The organism is Flavobacterium filum DSM 17961 (assembly GCF_000425465.1).
Classification (GTDB): domain Bacteria; phylum Bacteroidota; class Bacteroidia; order Flavobacteriales; family Flavobacteriaceae; genus Flavobacterium; species Flavobacterium filum.
Genome location: NZ_AUDM01000005.1, coordinates 101,420 through 118,069 on the forward strand (window position 1 = coordinate 101,420; position 16,650 = coordinate 118,069).

The following is a 16,650-nucleotide window of genomic DNA, read 5'->3' on the forward strand; positions in this document are numbered from 1 at the left end:
TGAAACTATTTAAAGAGGTAGAATTCAAAAGAAAAACCCAACAACTCTCGTCATTGGGTTCTCCTATATTTTCTCAGCCACTCAGCATCTCAGTAACTCAGCACCTTTCCTAATCATTCAACTTCAACACCGCCATAAACGCCTCTTGTGGAATCTCTACATTACCAACCTGACGCATTCTCTTTTTACCTTTTTTCTGTTTTTCCAACAGTTTTCGCTTACGGGAAATATCTCCACCGTAACATTTAGCAGTCACGTCTTTACGCAAGGCTTTAATTGTTTCGCGAGCAATGATTTTGGCACCAATAGCGGCCTGAATCGGAATGTCAAACTGTTGTCTCGGAATCAATTCACGCAGTTTTTCACACATTTTCTTACCAATATTATACGCATTGTCTTCGTGAATCAAAGCCGACAAAGCATCCACTTGGTTGGCATTCAACAGTACATCTAATTTTACCAATTTTGAAGCACGCAAACCAATTGGGTGGTAATCAAACGAAGCATATCCTTTAGAAACCGTTTTCAAACGATCATAAAAATCAAATACAATTTCTGCCAATGGCATATCAAAATTCAACTCTACTCGTTCTGTCGTTAAATAAGTTTGATTGGTAATTACACCACGTTTTTCGATACACAAACTCATTACATTCCCTACAAAATCCGATTTAGTAATGATGGTGGCTTTAATGAATGGCTCTTCCACACGGTCTAATTTAGAAGGTTCCGGCAAGTCCGAAGGATTGTTTACAATAATCGCTGTATCCGGTTCTTTTTTGGTATAAGCCAAATACGAAACGTTAGGAACCGTTGTAATCACCGTCATGTCGAATTCACGCTCCAAACGTTCCTGAATAATCTCCAAATGCAACATTCCTAAGAATCCACAACGGAAACCAAAACCCAAAGCAGCCGAACTTTCAGGAGCAAAAACCAACGAAGCATCGTTTAGTTGCAATTTCTCCATCGAAGCTCTCAAATCTTCAAAATCTTCGGTATCCACCGGATAAATTCCGGCAAAAACCATCGGTTTTACGTTTTCAAAACCGGTAATCATATTGGTCGTTGGGTTTTTGGCATCGGTAATCGTGTCACCCACTTTTACCTCTTTGGCTTCCTTAATTCCGGAAATCAAATAACCAACATCACCCGTAGAAATCACGTCTTTTGGAACTTGATTTAACTTCAACGTACCTACTTCATCGGCAAAATATTCTTTACCGGTGGCCATAAATTTAATTTTTTGACCTTTTCGAATCTCTCCGTTTTTCACTCGGAAAATAACTTCAATACCACGAAACGGATTGTAATGCGAGTCAAAAATCAACGCCTGCAACGGTTCTTCTTTTTCACCTTTTGGTGGCGGAATTTTATCAATAATCGCAGCCAAGATATTCTCCACTCCAAAACCGGTTTTACCCGAAGCGTGAATAATATCTTCTAAATCACAACCCAATAAATCAATAATATCATCACTCACTTCTTCCGGATTAGCACTAGGCAAATCCACTTTGTTCAACACCGGAATAATTTCCAAGTCGTTTTCCAAAGCCAAATATAAATTGGAAATCGTTTGAGCCTGAATACTTTGAGCCGCATCCACAATCAACAAAGCCCCTTCACAAGCGGCAATTGAACGCGATACTTCATACGAAAAATCTACGTGACCGGGCGTATCAATCAAATTCAAAATATATTTCTCGCCTTTGTACATATATTCCATCTGAATCGCGTGACTCTTAATCGTAATCCCACGTTCACGCTCCAAATCCATGTTATCCAGCAACTGTGCCTTTTCCTCACGAGCCGTCACAGTCTGAGTAGCACTCAGCAATCGGTCGGCCAGTGTACTTTTCCCATGGTCAATGTGAGCAATAATGCAAAAATTTCGTATGTTCTTCATCTTCGTTTAATTCAAATTTTTTGGGCGTTACCACAAGGGTCGGGCTGTCCGCTATATCTTTTGTTCTCCCGATAGCTATCGGGACTATAAAAGGATGCCGCTCCCATCCCTAACGCAAACCCTGCTCCTAAGAGAATTGTGTGCAAATATAAAGCAAAGTTTTGGATTTTAAAGGGGTTAAACCTGACAGGTTTTCAAAACCTGTCAGGTTTAGATTTATCCCATTTTGCAAACCTCACCCGTTTCCCTATCTTTGCAAAAAAAAAAATTCAATGCCAACAATCGGAAATATCATCTTACCCGACTTTCCCTTACTTCTTGCTCCGATGGAAGACGTGAGTGATCCGCCGTTTCGTCGCTTGTGCAAATTGCACGGAGCTGATTTGATGTATTCTGAATTTATTTCGTCCGAAGGCTTGATTAGGGATGCCATAAAAAGCAAACAAAAACTCGATATTTTTGATTACGAACGTCCGGTTGGCATCCAAATTTTTGGAGGTGACGAAGAAGCAATGGAAATGTCTTCCCGCATTGTAGATGCTGTTCAACCCGATTTAGTGGATATTAATTTTGGTTGTCCGGTGAAGAAAGTGGTGTGCAAAGGTGCCGGTGCCGGTGTTTTAAAAGATGTTGATTTAATGATTCGTTTAACCAAAGCAGTAATTAAGGGTACTAATCTTCCGGTAACGGTAAAAACCCGTTTGGGTTGGGATGAAAATTCCATTAATATTGATGAGGTTGCCGAACGTTTACAAGACATTGGTGTGCAAGCACTAACGGTTCACGCACGAACTCGTGCTCAAATGTACAAAGGTCATTCCGATTGGTCGCATATTGCTCGTGTAAAAAATAATCCTAGAATTACGATGCCTATTTTTGGGAATGGTGATATTGATTCGCCCGAAAAAGCGTTAGAATACAAAAATAAATATGGTTTGGATGGCATGATGATTGGTCGTGCTGCCATTGGTTATCCGTGGATTTTTAACGAAGTCAAACATTATTTCAGAACCGGAGAACATTTACCGGAACCTACGATGAAAGACCGCATCGAAGCGGCTCGAAATCATTTAATTTGGTCCATGGAATGGAAAGGAGAACGCGTTGGAATTTTCGAAATGCGTCGTCACTACACCAATTATTTCAAAGGTATTCATGGTTTTAAAGACTACAAACAAAAATTAGTTACCACCGACGGAGCTATGGCTTTGATGGATGTTTTTGACGAAATTACTCAGGTGTATGCTGATTATCAAATAGTCAAAACTTAATTGTCGAATAATTTTTTATTCACTCGGTTGCTAGCTATCCATGAAGCAAAAAACCCTAAAGCAGAAATGGTTAGCAATACAATAAATAAATTAGCAAAAGTAAATCGAACCGGATAAGGCATGCTTTGGTTAATCATGATGAATCCAAATTTTTGTTGTAATAAGGTAACAACTATACCTAAAATCAATCCAATTATCCCACCAATTATACAAATTAAAAATCCTTGAAGAAGGAATATTTTACGTAAACTAGCTACTTCTGCTCCTAAATTAAGTAGCGTCTTTAAATTGGATTTTTTTTCAATGATAATCATGATTATCGCACCGATTAGCGTGAACAAAGTCACTACAATTACCAATGAAAAGATAAGGTATAAAATCAAGTTTTCGGTATTCAACATACGGTATAGCGATTCGTTGAGTTGCGTTCTGTTTTTTAGTGTAATGGCACCTTTGAAAACACCTTCTAACTTTTCCATTACTTCACTTTCATCAGCATCAGGAGTAAGTTTAAATTCGATTCCGGAAATTTGATTCGGTTGATAATCCAATAATTCTTGCACAATACTTAAATTGGTAAAAACATATTTCTGATTCAAATCTTCATTGATAAAATAAAATCCAACCGGCACTAAAACAGAACGATTAAAAGCTCCTTCAGGCGAATCGATTGTTCCTTTTCCGGGTTTAGGAACAAAGGTTTCAAACACATTCACCAAATCAAATAGACCCATCGAAAGTTTTTGGCTAATGCCATAACCCACTACAACTTGCTCGGTATCTTCTTCTATCCATTGCCCTTGAAAAATGGTTTTTTCTACTTGATTGACCAAGTGAAAATTTTTATCTACACCTTTGATGTTAGATAGTTGGTCTTTTCCGTTAAAAGTAAAAAGGGCACGCTCTTCTATAATTTTACTGTAATGAGCAATACCTTCTATAGTATTGATTTCCGCTTCTTGTTGAGGTGTAATGAGAATCGTTTTTCCTTCTTTAGCAAAAGCTTTTATATCAGGATCAAAATCATTAGTAAAAGAAAGACTAAAATCTTTTAATCCGCTAAAAACTGACATTACTACAAACAGAGCCATGGTTCCCACTATAATTCCAACGGAAGCAATAATGGTAATGATATTTATAGCAGTATTTTTACTACCGCTAAACAAATAACGTTTGGCTATGTAAAGCGGAAATTTCACCTTACGATTTTTTTCTCTTGATTAAAAGTTCCGGATTTTCAATTGGGTTTTCATTTCCGGATAATGCTTTGTCAATTTTTTCGATATAGTCCAAAGAATCATCAATATAGAAGGATAAGTTGGGCACTTTTCGCAACTGAAGTTTCACGCGTTGGGATAAATCATGTTTAATCAACGGGGTGTTTGATTTAATCGCCGCTAAAAGTTCAGGACCTTTTTCAGGTGGAAAAATACTTAAATATACTTTAGCAATGGATAAATCGGTAGTTACCGATACTTTTGAAACGGAAATAATCAAATTAGTGATTCCGTTTTTACGCACTTCTCCTTGCAAAATATCAACCAAATCATTTTGCAAAACGGTTCCTATTTTCTTTTGTCTGTTTGTTTCCATCTTGCAAAAGTAAAGATTTTTGTGCGATTTTGAATTTTAAATGAATTGGAAACAACTATTTTATCGAATCTTTAGGAATAGGTTCGAAAATTTATAATGGCTAACTTCTTATCTTTGCACAAATATTTTTATTTATGAAATTCAATACAAAAGTAATACATGGTAATCAACACCACGATCCAAGTACGGGAGCAGTAATGCCACCGGTGTATAACACATCAACATTTGCTCAAAAAAGTCCGGGTGTGCCCATTAATCATTACGAATATAGCAGAGCAGCAAATCCAACTCGTCAAGCATTAGAAGATGCCTTAGCAAGTATCGAAAATGGTGTTCGTGGATTAGCTTTTGCTTCCGGATTGGCGGCAACGGATTCTGTTTTAAAATTGCTTAAACCCGGCGACGAAGTAATTGCTATGGACGATTTATATGGTGGAACCTACCGTATGTTCTCCCGTATTTATCAAGATTTTGGCATTAAGTTCCATTTTGTTGATATGAATAATTTGGAAAAATTTCAGTCGTTGATCAATGCTAACACAAAATTGGTATGGGTGGAAACGCCAACCAATCCATTGATGAAATTGGCAGATATTGCTGCGATTGCCAAGATTACAAATGAAAAGAAATTATTATTTGCCGTTGACAATACCTTTGCAACACCTTATCTTCAAAAACCATTGGATTTAGGTGCTGATATCGTAATGCATTCGGCAACCAAATATTTAGGCGGACATTCGGATGTAATTGCCGGAGCTTTGGTTGTAAAAGATACTGAATTAGGCGAAAGATTACACTTTGCACAATTTGCAACAGGTGGAACTTTAGGACCACAAGATAGTTATATGGTGTTGAGAGGAATCAAAACCCTACATCTTAGAGTGCAAAGACATTGCGAAAACGGAATGAAAGTTGCCGAGTTTTTGAGCAATCACCCGGATGTTGATAAAGTGTTTTATCCGGGATTACCGGATCATCCTTTTCATGCCATTGCTAAAAAACAAATGATAGGAGGCTTTGGAGGAATGGTTTCGTTTACCTTCAAATCAGGTAAAAAAGCGGATGCTATTTCCTTTTTAGAAAAAGTAAAAGTATTCACGTTAGCCGAGTCATTAGGCGGAGTTGAATCGTTAGCCAATCATCCGGCTTTGATGACACATGCATCGATTCCGGAAGAAAAACGTAAAGAAATTGGAATTTCAGACGACTTGGTTCGATTGAGTGTAGGAGTAGAAGACATTGATGATTTATTGGCTGATATTGAACAGGCTTTCAGATAAAATAAAAAATCCCGTCAAACGATAAATGAGTTGACGGGATTTTTTCTTATTTAAGGTAGATTAATCTAAGTAGTAAATATAACCGAAGTTAAGCCAAACAAGCCAATCGTTTGCTCTGTTTTCCTTGTACACATCTGGGTTTGGATTCAAACCATCTACCCAATTGGAAAAATAGTATTGCCAACGTAAATCAATCATTAAATCTGATAAAACAGTTAATTTGTAACGAGTTCCAATACTTCCTACAACCGACCAAACGGTTCCGCCGTCATTGCTTACACCATCAATATACTTTACAGGTGTAACATCCAATAATTCTCCAAGTCCAGGACCTAGAGTTGAATAGGCTTTTGGATTATAATAACTAAATTGAGCTCCTAAACTCACAAAAGGCCCCAATGCACCAGGTGTAGCAGAAAATTCACGGATACTGTAAGGAAAATATTCCAATTGCATTCCTAAATTAGTGACCGAAGTACTTCCTTTCATTCCTCTGAGTTGTTGAGCAATAATGGAATTTTTCTTTGAGTCAACCCATTTTCCGTAGTGTTCTAAATTGGTTTTATTATATGAGAGTTCACTTCTTAATTTAAAGTGGTCATTAAAATAAGTAGGTGTAGCATAACAATTACAATCAGCTCGATAAGAAAAGTTCATGTAATGAATTAATCCAATCCCAAAACCGGTATTACCAAAATTAGTTGCTGCATCTCCTCTGACACCATAGTCAGACTGAAAAGCTACAGGACCAGTAATTGCTCCCACTTCATGAGAAAAACCGAATTGTGCATTCGCTAAATTGGTAAAACCAAATAATAACAAAGTATAAATTAGATATTTGGGCATTTGCATAGATTTTAAATTCAATTCTCGACAAATATATAAAAACATAATTCACTTGTAAAATAAAATGAATAAATACTTCTATATATACGAAAAAAACTAAAAAATGTTTTAAAACGTATTGATAATTTTTGAAAATATTGATTTATCTTAAAAAAAGCATAATTCTACTGATAAATTAAAAAAAATTATACCTATATTTTAATAAAATGTATATTTGTCGCAACAAACGAAAACGTTTTCTTAACGTATCTAAATTTTAAATCATGACAGAAAGTATTCGCTCTTTTGTGGAGGCAGTTGCAAAGAAGAATCCTAATGAGCCTGAATTCATGCAGGCCGTAAAGGAGGTTGCTGAAACAGTTATTCCTTTTATTGAGGAAAATAAAAAATATCAAAACCAAATGTTGTTGGAGAGAATGGTAGAACCTGAACGCGTTATCATGTTTCGTGTTACCTGGATAGATGATGCAGGAAAGACTCAGGTAAACAGAGGTTATCGTATTCAAATGAACTCTGCAATCGGACCATATAAAGGTGGTATTCGTTTTCATCCTTCTGTGAATTTAAGTATTTTGAAGTTTTTGGCTTTTGAGCAAACTTTTAAAAATAGTTTAACTACACTTCCAATGGGTGGAGGTAAAGGAGGTTCTGATTTTGATCCAAAAGGAAAATCGGATATCGAAATTATGCGTTTTTGTCAAAGTTTCATGACAGAATTAGCGAAACATATAGGGGCTGATACAGACGTTCCTGCCGGAGATATTGGTGTTGGTGGTAGAGAAGTTGGCTATATGTTTGGTCAATACAAACGATTAAGAAATGAGTTTACAGGTGTTTTAACCGGTAAAGGAATTACTTTTGGAGGGTCATTAATTCGTCCGGAAGCTACCGGTTATGGTAATGTTTACTTTGCTCAAAGTATGTTAAATACCAAAGGTGATAGTTTTAACGGTAAAATTGTGACGGTTTCAGGTTCTGGAAACGTTGCACAATATGCTGCTGAAAAAGCGACTGAGTTAGGCGGAAAAGTGGTTACATTATCTGATTCATCTGGATATATTTATGATGCTGATGGGATTGATGCTGAAAAATTAGCTCACGTAATGCACATTAAAAATGAATTAAGAGCAAGAATCAGCGAATATGTGAAAAAATATCCTAACGCTAAATATGTGGATGGAAAACGTCCTTGGGAAGTAAAATGTGATATCGCATTACCTTGTGCTACTCAAAATGAGTTAAACGATGACGAAGCAAAAACATTAGTAGCAAATGGTTGTATTTGTGTATCGGAAGGAGCTAATATGCCTTCAACTCCAGAAGCAATTGAAGTATTTACAAAAGCAAAAATTTTATTTGCACCTGGTAAAGCTTCTAATGCAGGAGGTGTTGCCACTTCAGGTTTAGAAATGTCTCAAAATTCATTGCGTTTAAGTTGGACTTCTGAAGAAGTTGATCAACGTTTAAAAGGAATTATGGCTAATATTCACGAAGCATGTGTAAAATATGGTTCAGACGGTAATGGTTATGTTGACTATGTAAAAGGAGCAAATATTGCAGGTTTCGTAAAAGTTGCCGATGCAATGCTTGGACAAGGAGTAGTTTAATAACTATCTTATTTCATATAAAAGCCGTCAATATATTATTGGCGGCTTTTCCATTTATATTAAAATTGAAAATTATACGTTTTAACTATATTTGTAAGATATTAAAAGGGTATGAGAAAAACAGCTTATTTTATATTGGTTTTTTGTGGTTTTTGGTTTTGTAAAGCTCAAAATCAACTTTGGAAAGGTTATTTTTCTTATAGCGATGTTCGGGATTTAGCAGAATCTGAAACTAGAATTTATGCTGCTTGTGAGACGGCAGTTTTTTCTAAACACTTATCTACAAACGAAATAAAAACGATGAATACAGTTGACGGATTATCCGGTCAAGTAATATCATCTATATTTCATAGTACTTCAACCAACAGAACGTTTATTGGTCATGAAAACGGATTGTTAATCATGATCAATGAGCAAACCGGTGCACTCAGCTTATTGGTAGGAATTCGTGATCAAACCGGTGGAATACCACCCAATAAAAAGAAAATTAATGACATTTATGAATTCAACCAAAAATTATACATCTCTTGTGATTTTGGTTTAGTTGAATTTAAATTAACTGATTTCACATTTGGTGACACTTTTTATATTTCGCCCACAGGGAGTCAGACAGAAGTTTTGCAAACAACTGTTTTGGACAATCAACTTTATGCTGTAACCAAAAATTTCGGAATTAGAAAAGGTGATTTATCTAATCCTAATTTAATTAATTTTAACGCTTGGCAAACTTTTGATGGTGGGTTTTGGTCAAAAATTACAACTTTCAACAATCAATTGGTGGCTATCAATACTAATAATGTGGTATATAGGTTTAATGGAAACGTTCCGGTTCAAGTTGTTGCTCTCGGTCAGCCGGGAATTGACATTAGAGGCAGAAATGCAAATCTAATAATTACTACAAATAATAGAGTTTATGTGTTTAATGAATCATTTGGTCAAACCGCTTTAATTGCTCAAAATCAAATTCAAGAAATTGATTCAAATTTTACAAGTGCTACCATTATTAATTCTACTATATTTATTGGAACAGAAAACAATGGAGTAGTTGAGGTTTCTATTTCAAATTTGTCACAACAAACGATTTTATTGCCTCAAGGCCCATCAAGAAACAATATTTTTTCGATAAATATTGCTCCTTCCGGAACATTATGGGCGGTCTACGGAGATTATAATCAGTTTAATAATCCTTATCCATTAGATAGTTATGGAATAAGTAAATTTTCGAATGAGGAATGGCTGAATATACCTTATGAAGAATTATTAGGAGCAAAATCAATTGTTAGAATAACGGTAAATCCAAATGATGAAAATCAAGTTTATGCCAGTTCTTATTTTTCTGGTTTATTGAAGTTAGAAAATGATGTTGTTACTACTTTGTATAACAATTCAAATAGTGGTTTAGAATCGTTAGTTATACCCGGTAATCCTGCTTATGGTCCTGATATTCGTGTTGAACAATCTGCTTTTGATAAAAATGGAAATTTATGGGTTTCAAATGGTTTAATAGCCAAAATGATTAAGGTTTTAAAAGCAAATGGCGAATGGCAATCGTATGACGTAAGTTCTGTTTTGAGTGGATTTACCAGCAATAATAGAATGAGTGTCGATAAAAACGGAACAAAATGGCTAGCTACACTGGACGAAGGAGTCATAGCATTTAATGAAAATTATAACAATAAAGTACTTAAAATTGCCGAAGGACAGAATGAAGGTAATTTACCCTCAAATGCAGCTCAAGCAGTTACCATTGATAATAGAAATCAACTTTGGATTGGTACAAGAAGAGGTCTGAGAATTTTGTCCTCTGTAGATCGTTTCATAAATCAAGATGAATTGACTACTTCATCTATTATTATTAACGATGAAGGATTGGCTCAAGAATTACTTTTCGGTCAATTTATTACGGATATTGCTGTAGATGGTTCCAATAATAAATGGGTTGGAACAGCTGATTCCGGTGTGTTTTTGTTTTCTTCTAATGGTCAACAAACTATTTATCGATTTACAACCTCTAACTCGCCATTACCAAGTAATACTATAAATGATATAGAAATTAATGGTATTACTGGAGAAGTTTTTATTGCAACGGCAAAAGGGATGGTTTCTTTTAAAGGGACATCTACAAAGCCAAAAGATAATTTAAAAGATGTATATGTCTATCCAAATCCTGTTCGACCGGGCTTTGAAGGAACAGTAAAAGTATCCGGATTAACAAGTAAAGCAAACGTAAAAATAACTGATATTGAAGGAAACTTAGTTCATGAAGTTATTTCACAAGGCGGAACCATTGAATGGGATACGAAAGCTTTTGGTAAATATAAAGTAGCTTCAGGTGTTTACATGATATTTATTTCTACAGATGATGCTTTAGATACAACGGTAAAAAAAGTAATGATAATTCGATAGATATAGTTAAAAAAGAGGTAAAATTTAAATTTTAATACTTTTTAAAACTCTTTAATTACCTTTACATTTCCTATACGAAATCGTTGTATTCGTAATTTTACTTATTTTTTTTAAATTTAAAAAGGCACATAAAAAATTGATATTCAGTTTTTTATGAGCTTTTTTATTTTTTTTGTTGTTGTATAGTTTCTTTAGACACAAAAAAAATGGACTGATATTAATATTGGTTAATTTTACATATATCAGTTTAAAGTGCAAATTTTTATCATTTCAATAAAAAATGACTAATAAATTTACAGATTATGTTTTATTTAACCAATTCTAATTTCAATATGAAAAGATGGCTTTTATCAATTAGTTTCTTCTTTTGTTTTTCTGTTTCCTTTTCCCAATCAGATAAGGTTGTGGTAGAAAATAGTGCAAATGGAGCAAAAATTTTAGTAAACAACAAACTGTTATTTATTAATGGTATGAATTGGGATTATTTTCCCATAGGTACCAATTACAGTTATAGTTTTTGGAGTCAACCGGATGACTTCATCAAAAGTGCTCTAGACAATGAAATGGCTCTTTTGCAAAATATGGGGGTAAATTCTATTCGGGTTTACTCCGGAATTCCAAAAAAATGGATTGAATATATCCATGATCAATATGGAATTTACACCATGTTAAATCATTCTTTTGGAAGGTATGGTTTAACCATTAATGGACGTTGGGTGGCTAATACTGAATATTCAGATGCCAACACAAGAAGCTTGTTGTTAAAGGAAGTAAAAGAATTAGCAACCGAATACAAAGACACACGAGGTTTGTTATTATTTTTATTAGGAAACGAAAACAATTATGGTCTGTTTTGGGATGGTGCAGAAACAGAAAACATTCCAATGGCAGACAGAAAATCTACCATTAGAGCCAATTCAATGTATAAACTTTTCAACGAAGCGGCATTGGAGATGAAAGCAATTGATAAAAATCACCCGGTTGCCTTGTGTAATGGTGATTTATTGTTTTTAGACATCATTGCTAAAGAATGTAAAGATGTAGATATTTTCGGAACCAATGTTTATCGAGGAGTTTCCTTTGGTGATTTATTTGAGCGTGTAAAAAAGGAATACGGAAAACCCGTGTTGTTTACCGAATTTGGTTCAGATGCATTTAATGCTAAAACTAATGAAGAAGACGGAAATGCTCAAGCCTTTTATTTAAAAGGAAATTGGAAAGAAATTTATGAAAATGCTCAAGGACTTGGTAAATCAGGTAATTGTTTGGGTGGTTACACTTTCCAATTTAGCGATGGCTGGTGGAAATATGGTCAAACAAAAAATTTAGAAGTTCATGATAGCAATGCTTCTTGGTCAAATGGCGGTTACCAATTTGATTTTGAAGAAGGTAAAAACAACATGAACGAAGAATGGTTTGGAATTTGTGCAAAAGGGCCAACCAACGCCAAAGGTTTTTATCAATTGTATCCAAGAACTTCCTATTATATGTTGAAAGAAGTTCATCAATTAAATCCTTATGCATCTGGAATGAACTTATTAGAAATTGAGGCTCATTTTAAAAAGACAAGTATTGCTGATGCTGGGTTAAGAGCTAGAGGAGACAAAGCTGCATTAGGTGGAAATGATACTCAAATTTTAAAAATCAGTAACTTAAGAGCTGAATTTACTACATTCACTACTGGCGGGACACTGTTAACTACTCCCAAAAATGACGATCCTGACACAAATGGTTATCCAAATAGAACCGGTTTTGACCACATGGAGTCTTATTTTATTGGAGTGGAAGGAAATCCAACTGCCAATATGAAAGCGAATGTAAATGTGAACATTTTGGGTCGTGTGGCAGAAAATCCTATCAATGAAATTTTCTACGAAAACAGAGGTAGAGCTCAACAAGTGCAAACGAATGAAGGTTTACAGTTGTCTAATGATGTCAACCGTGTTCAAATTTATAATGCTTCCTATAGTTGGAATGCAGAAGATTTTGAATTAAGAGGTTTTTATAGAACCGGTCATTATCATTGGGGATACGAAGGCGATTTTTTCGGATTGTATCCAGAAGCTAATTATGGTCCTAATTTAGATATTTATAATGGCGAAACAGCCGGTTTTGAAATCGATGGAAAAAGAGCATTAAGTGGATTAAAAGCCGCTTTCGGTCCTCAACTTTGGTGGGGAGCTAACCCAGCATATTTATTAAAATATGGTAGAAAACTTGGTAAAGTAGATGCGACTATAGTTTATCATGAAGATGTTTCTAGTGCTGCTCAAGCAGTAACTTCGATTTTTATTCCTCAACCAAAAACCAGAAGAGCAACAATTCATTTCAAAACAGCTTTTGGTGCTTTCGGAATTGAGGCAGGTGGAATTTGGGCCGGTCAACCCTTAAACGGAAGAGAATTCCAAATGATGGATGGAGATGTAGTAAAAGTGGATAAAGTAAACTCAAGCGATAATTGGGGAGGAAAGGCAAAATTAACCTTTTCAAAAGGAAGAGTAAATGCATATATGCAAGGTGCTGTTCAAGGTTTAGTGGCCAATGGTGGTGCAGATTTAACGCAAACTTTTACTGGTTGGAGATTGAAAGACACAGGTAGTGGTAATCAAATGAATTTCTTAACTGGTTTTACTTACAATGTCAATACCAATTTACAAATTGCTCCTAACTTTTTGTGGCAAAAACCTCTAGTGGAAGCAATGCCAAATGGTGTAGATGCTCCAGGAAGATTACGTAACATCTTAGACGATCCATTTATTGTAAGAGCTAACCGCGAAACAGTTGGTGGAGAACTTTTGGTAACCTTTGACCCAACACCGGGAACTTGGATGTATGAGTGGAATAATGATATGGTGGAAGATGCAAAATTTGCTTTTAGTACTGGTTTTGTTTTCCGTCATTTACCAACAACTCAGGATGCAGCAATCGGATTTTTAGCCGATCGTTCACCATTTGCGTTTGAAAAGTCTGCTCCTGCTCAAGATTTATGGGAATCAAACACAAGAATTGTTTCTAAATTAACACCAGACTTTGGTTTGATTGCAAATATTTATTTCGGAAATGGCCAAGCGAATGGTGATTCTGAAAGAACAATCAATAGAGTAGGTGGTGATGTAAGAGCAATTTACAGAAAAGTAAAAGTAGTTTCTTCCTTGAAATTTAATGATTGGGGACCATTTGACTACCACAGAGATTTTAACTTAACGTATCCATTACAAAGTTCAATCGATATTTCAACTTCAGTTGGAAAACCAAGTTGGTTTATTTTACCGGATACCCGAATCGGAATCATGGGTATTTGGCGATCACTTGACCAATATTCTCCTCGTTACTTACCAACGTTTGTACCTGAAAATACTTTCCCTGCAGTACCACCATTAAGCCCAACCGGTTTTGGTAATGGTTCTGAATGGGAAATTAGAACATACATTCATATAAATATTGGAAAATAATTTTAAAAAATTGAAAAAATGAAAAATAGTAAAATGAATTTTTTAGTAAAGACCTTTCTTTTCGGATTGGTGTTCATGACTTTTCTAAGTTGTGAAAGAGATTTGTCTGATGAAGCAACAGATGCTACATTTTCAAAAACAGGAGCTATATTTTTAGATGCTCCAGTAGAAATGGGAAGTGATTTTTATTTTCCTTACGGTGGATCTAAGCCAAACGCTTGGTCTGTGGATGACCAAGTAAGTTACAAAGGATCTGCTTCAATGCGTTTTGATGTTCCAAACGCAAATGATCCAGAAGGTTCTTATGCCGGAGCAATTTTTAGAACTGAAGGTGCCGGAAGAAATTTAACGGATTATGATGCTCTTACATTCTATGTTAAAGCTTCACAAGGTGTTGTGATTGGTGAATTTGGTTTTGGAGAAGATTTTATTGATAATAAGTATATAGCTACTATCAGAAATGTTAGTATTGGTACAAATTGGACAAAAATAATTATTCCAATTCCAGATGCTTCAAAGTTGGTAAAAGAGAGAGGAATGTTTAGATATGCGGCCGGAAGTCAAGGAACAAATGGTTTTGGTTATACTTTCTGGATTGATGAACTTAAATTTGAAAAGTTAGGTAATATTTTGAATGGTCAAGCTTCTATCATGAACGGACAAAATGTAACACAAAACACCTTTGTGAATGTGACGTCAACAGTTGATAACGTAGTAGTAAATTTTAATCTTCCAACCGGAATAAATCAAGCAGTATTTGTTAGTCCGGCTTATATGAATTTTTCATCATCAGATACTACTGTAGCGACAGTAAATGATGCCGGTGTAGTTACCTCTTTGAGTGCAGGAACAGCGGTTATCACAGCCACTTTTAACGGTGTGCAAGCTACTGGTAGTTTAACGATAAATTGTGCAGGTACTTTTGTAAATGCACCTGTTCCAACGAGAAACCAGGCCAACGTAATTTCTATTTTCTCCGATGCTTACTCTAACGTTCCGGTGAATTATTACAATGGTTATTGGCAACCATGGCAAACAACCGTTTCAAATGATTTTAGTGTAAATGGCGATAATATTTTAAATTATACCATTTTTAATTTCGTTGGAATTGAATTTAGTAGTCCAACAGTAAATGCTACCAATATGACCCATTTTCATGCCGATTTCTTTTTCCCTGGCCCAATTGCTCCTGGAAGACAGTTGCGGGTTATTGTGGTAGATTTTGGTCCAAATGGAGTATTTAGTGGTGGTGATGATACAAGACACTCTACAACATTTACCGCCCCAACGTTAGTTTCTAATAGTTGGGTTTCTATTGACATTCCTTTCTCTGCAATGCCTGGTTTAGCCAGCAGACAAAATTTAGCTCAAATTATTTTTGAGGGTGGAGATGGTTCCATTATGTATGTTGACAATGTTTATTTCTACAATTAATCTTTATTGATATTTTAAAAATATAAAAATGAAAATCATAAATAAATCCCTTTTTAAAAGTGTTTTTATACTTAGCACCGTTCTGTTTTTAGGTTGCTCAGAAGATGAAAAACAAACAGTAATTACCAAAACCAGATTGGTAATGCAAGAAGAGTTTGATGTAAACGGTGCTCCTAATCCGGAATTGTGGAATTTTGATATTGGAACCGGAAATAACGGGTGGGGTAATAACGAACAACAATTTTACACAGACCGTCCAGAAAATATTATTGTGGAAGGTGGTATGTTGAAAATTACAGCAAGAAGAGAACTTTATCTTGGTTCTTCTTTCACTTCGGCTAGAATTACTTCAAAAGGAAAGTATGAAAAAAAATATGGTAGAATTGAAGCCCGCATCAAAATGCCTTTGGGTAGAGGTTTATGGCCTGCTTTTTGGATGTTAGGAGCTAATATTGATGAGGTGAGTTGGCCACAATGTGGTGAAATTGATATTGTTGAGTATTTAGGAAGCAATCCAATTAGTATGTTTGGTACCGTTCATGGCCCAGGGTATTTTGGTGGTGAATCTATTTCTAAAAATTATACGTTAAAAACAGGTCGTTTTGATAACGAGTTTCATGTGTATGGCATCGAATGGGGAGAAAATTATATCAATTTCTATGTAGATGATGCTTTATATCACCGTGTAACACCAAGTGATGTTCCGGGCGAGTGGGTGTTTAATCAGCCTTATTTTATGATTTTAAACATGGCAGTTGGGGGTAATTTACCGGGTTCTCCAAATGATCAAACCGCATTTCCACAAACTATGTGGGTAGATTACATCAGAGTGTACGAATAAATAAAAGTTGATAA

Annotated in this window: 11 protein-coding genes; 7 read left to right on the plus strand and 4 right to left on the minus strand. The window is 35.3% G+C overall.

Features of this window, described 5'->3' with window-relative positions; genetic code table 11:
* Positions 1–109: 109 nt before the first annotated feature.
* The gene (lepA, locus tag H601_RS0103185) at positions 110–1,906 is read right to left on the minus strand and encodes a translation elongation factor 4 (RefSeq protein ID WP_026710156.1); all 1,797 of its coding nucleotides are present in this window, start codon (positions 1,904–1,906) and stop codon (positions 110–112) included.
* 272 nt (positions 1,907–2,178) lie between these two features.
* On the opposite strand from lepA, the gene dusB reads away from it, so the two are divergent.
* On the plus strand, positions 2,179–3,177 hold the full coding sequence (dusB, locus tag H601_RS0103190) for a tRNA dihydrouridine synthase DusB (RefSeq protein ID WP_026710157.1): 999 nt from the start codon (positions 2,179–2,181) through the stop codon (positions 3,175–3,177).
* On the opposite strand, the gene H601_RS0103195 is transcribed toward dusB, so the two are convergent.
* Together H601_RS0103195 and rbfA are read right to left on the minus strand one after the other, a co-directional pair.
* Positions 3,174–4,376, minus strand: a complete 1,203-nt coding sequence (locus tag H601_RS0103195; protein ID WP_026710158.1) for an ABC transporter permease — start codon at positions 4,374–4,376, stop codon at positions 3,174–3,176. The two genes, dusB and H601_RS0103195, sit on opposite strands and share 4 nt — an antisense overlap.
* Before the next feature lies 1 nt (position 4,377).
* On the minus strand, positions 4,378–4,770 hold the full coding sequence (gene rbfA, locus H601_RS0103200) for a 30S ribosome-binding factor RbfA (protein ID WP_026710159.1): 393 nt from the start codon (positions 4,768–4,770) through the stop codon (positions 4,378–4,380).
* Between the two features lie 134 nt (positions 4,771–4,904).
* On the opposite strand from rbfA, the gene H601_RS0103205 reads away from it, so the two are divergent.
* Positions 4,905–6,050 (plus strand): cystathionine gamma-synthase, encoded by a 1,146-nt coding sequence (locus tag H601_RS0103205; RefSeq protein WP_026710160.1) that lies wholly within the window; start codon positions 4,905–4,907, stop codon positions 6,048–6,050.
* 60 nt (positions 6,051–6,110) lie between these two features.
* On the opposite strand, the gene H601_RS0103210 is transcribed toward H601_RS0103205, so the two are convergent.
* A complete protein-coding gene (locus tag H601_RS0103210; RefSeq protein ID WP_026710161.1) occupies positions 6,111–6,896 on the minus strand; it encodes a THC0290_0291 family protein in 786 nt (261 codons plus the stop codon).
* A gap of 263 nt (positions 6,897–7,159) precedes the next feature.
* Between H601_RS0103210 and gdhA the strand changes: the two genes are divergently transcribed.
* The 5 genes from gdhA to H601_RS0103235 all read left to right on the plus strand — a co-directional run bounded on the left by gdhA (position 7,160) and on the right by H601_RS0103235 (position 16,636).
* Positions 7,160–8,503, plus strand: a complete 1,344-nt coding sequence (gene gdhA, locus H601_RS0103215) for an NADP-specific glutamate dehydrogenase (RefSeq protein ID WP_026710162.1) — start codon at positions 7,160–7,162, stop codon at positions 8,501–8,503.
* 111 nt (positions 8,504–8,614) lie between these two features.
* Positions 8,615–10,909, plus strand: a complete 2,295-nt coding sequence (gene porZ / locus H601_RS0103220) for a type IX secretion system anionic LPS delivery protein PorZ (protein ID WP_026710163.1) — start codon at positions 8,615–8,617, stop codon at positions 10,907–10,909.
* A 332-nt stretch (positions 10,910–11,241) separates the two neighbouring features.
* Entirely contained in the window at positions 11,242–14,361 is a 3,120-nt protein-coding gene (locus H601_RS0103225) for a glycoside hydrolase 5 family protein (protein ID WP_026710164.1), read from the plus strand.
* Between the two features lie 18 nt (positions 14,362–14,379).
* The gene (locus tag H601_RS0103230) at positions 14,380–15,795 is read left to right on the plus strand and encodes an Ig-like domain-containing protein (protein ID WP_026710165.1); all 1,416 of its coding nucleotides are present in this window, start codon (positions 14,380–14,382) and stop codon (positions 15,793–15,795) included.
* A 28-nt stretch (positions 15,796–15,823) separates the two neighbouring features.
* The gene (locus H601_RS0103235; protein ID WP_035655454.1) at positions 15,824–16,636 is read left to right on the plus strand and encodes a glycoside hydrolase family 16 protein; all 813 of its coding nucleotides are present in this window, start codon (positions 15,824–15,826) and stop codon (positions 16,634–16,636) included.
* Positions 16,637–16,650 lie beyond the last annotated feature (14 nt).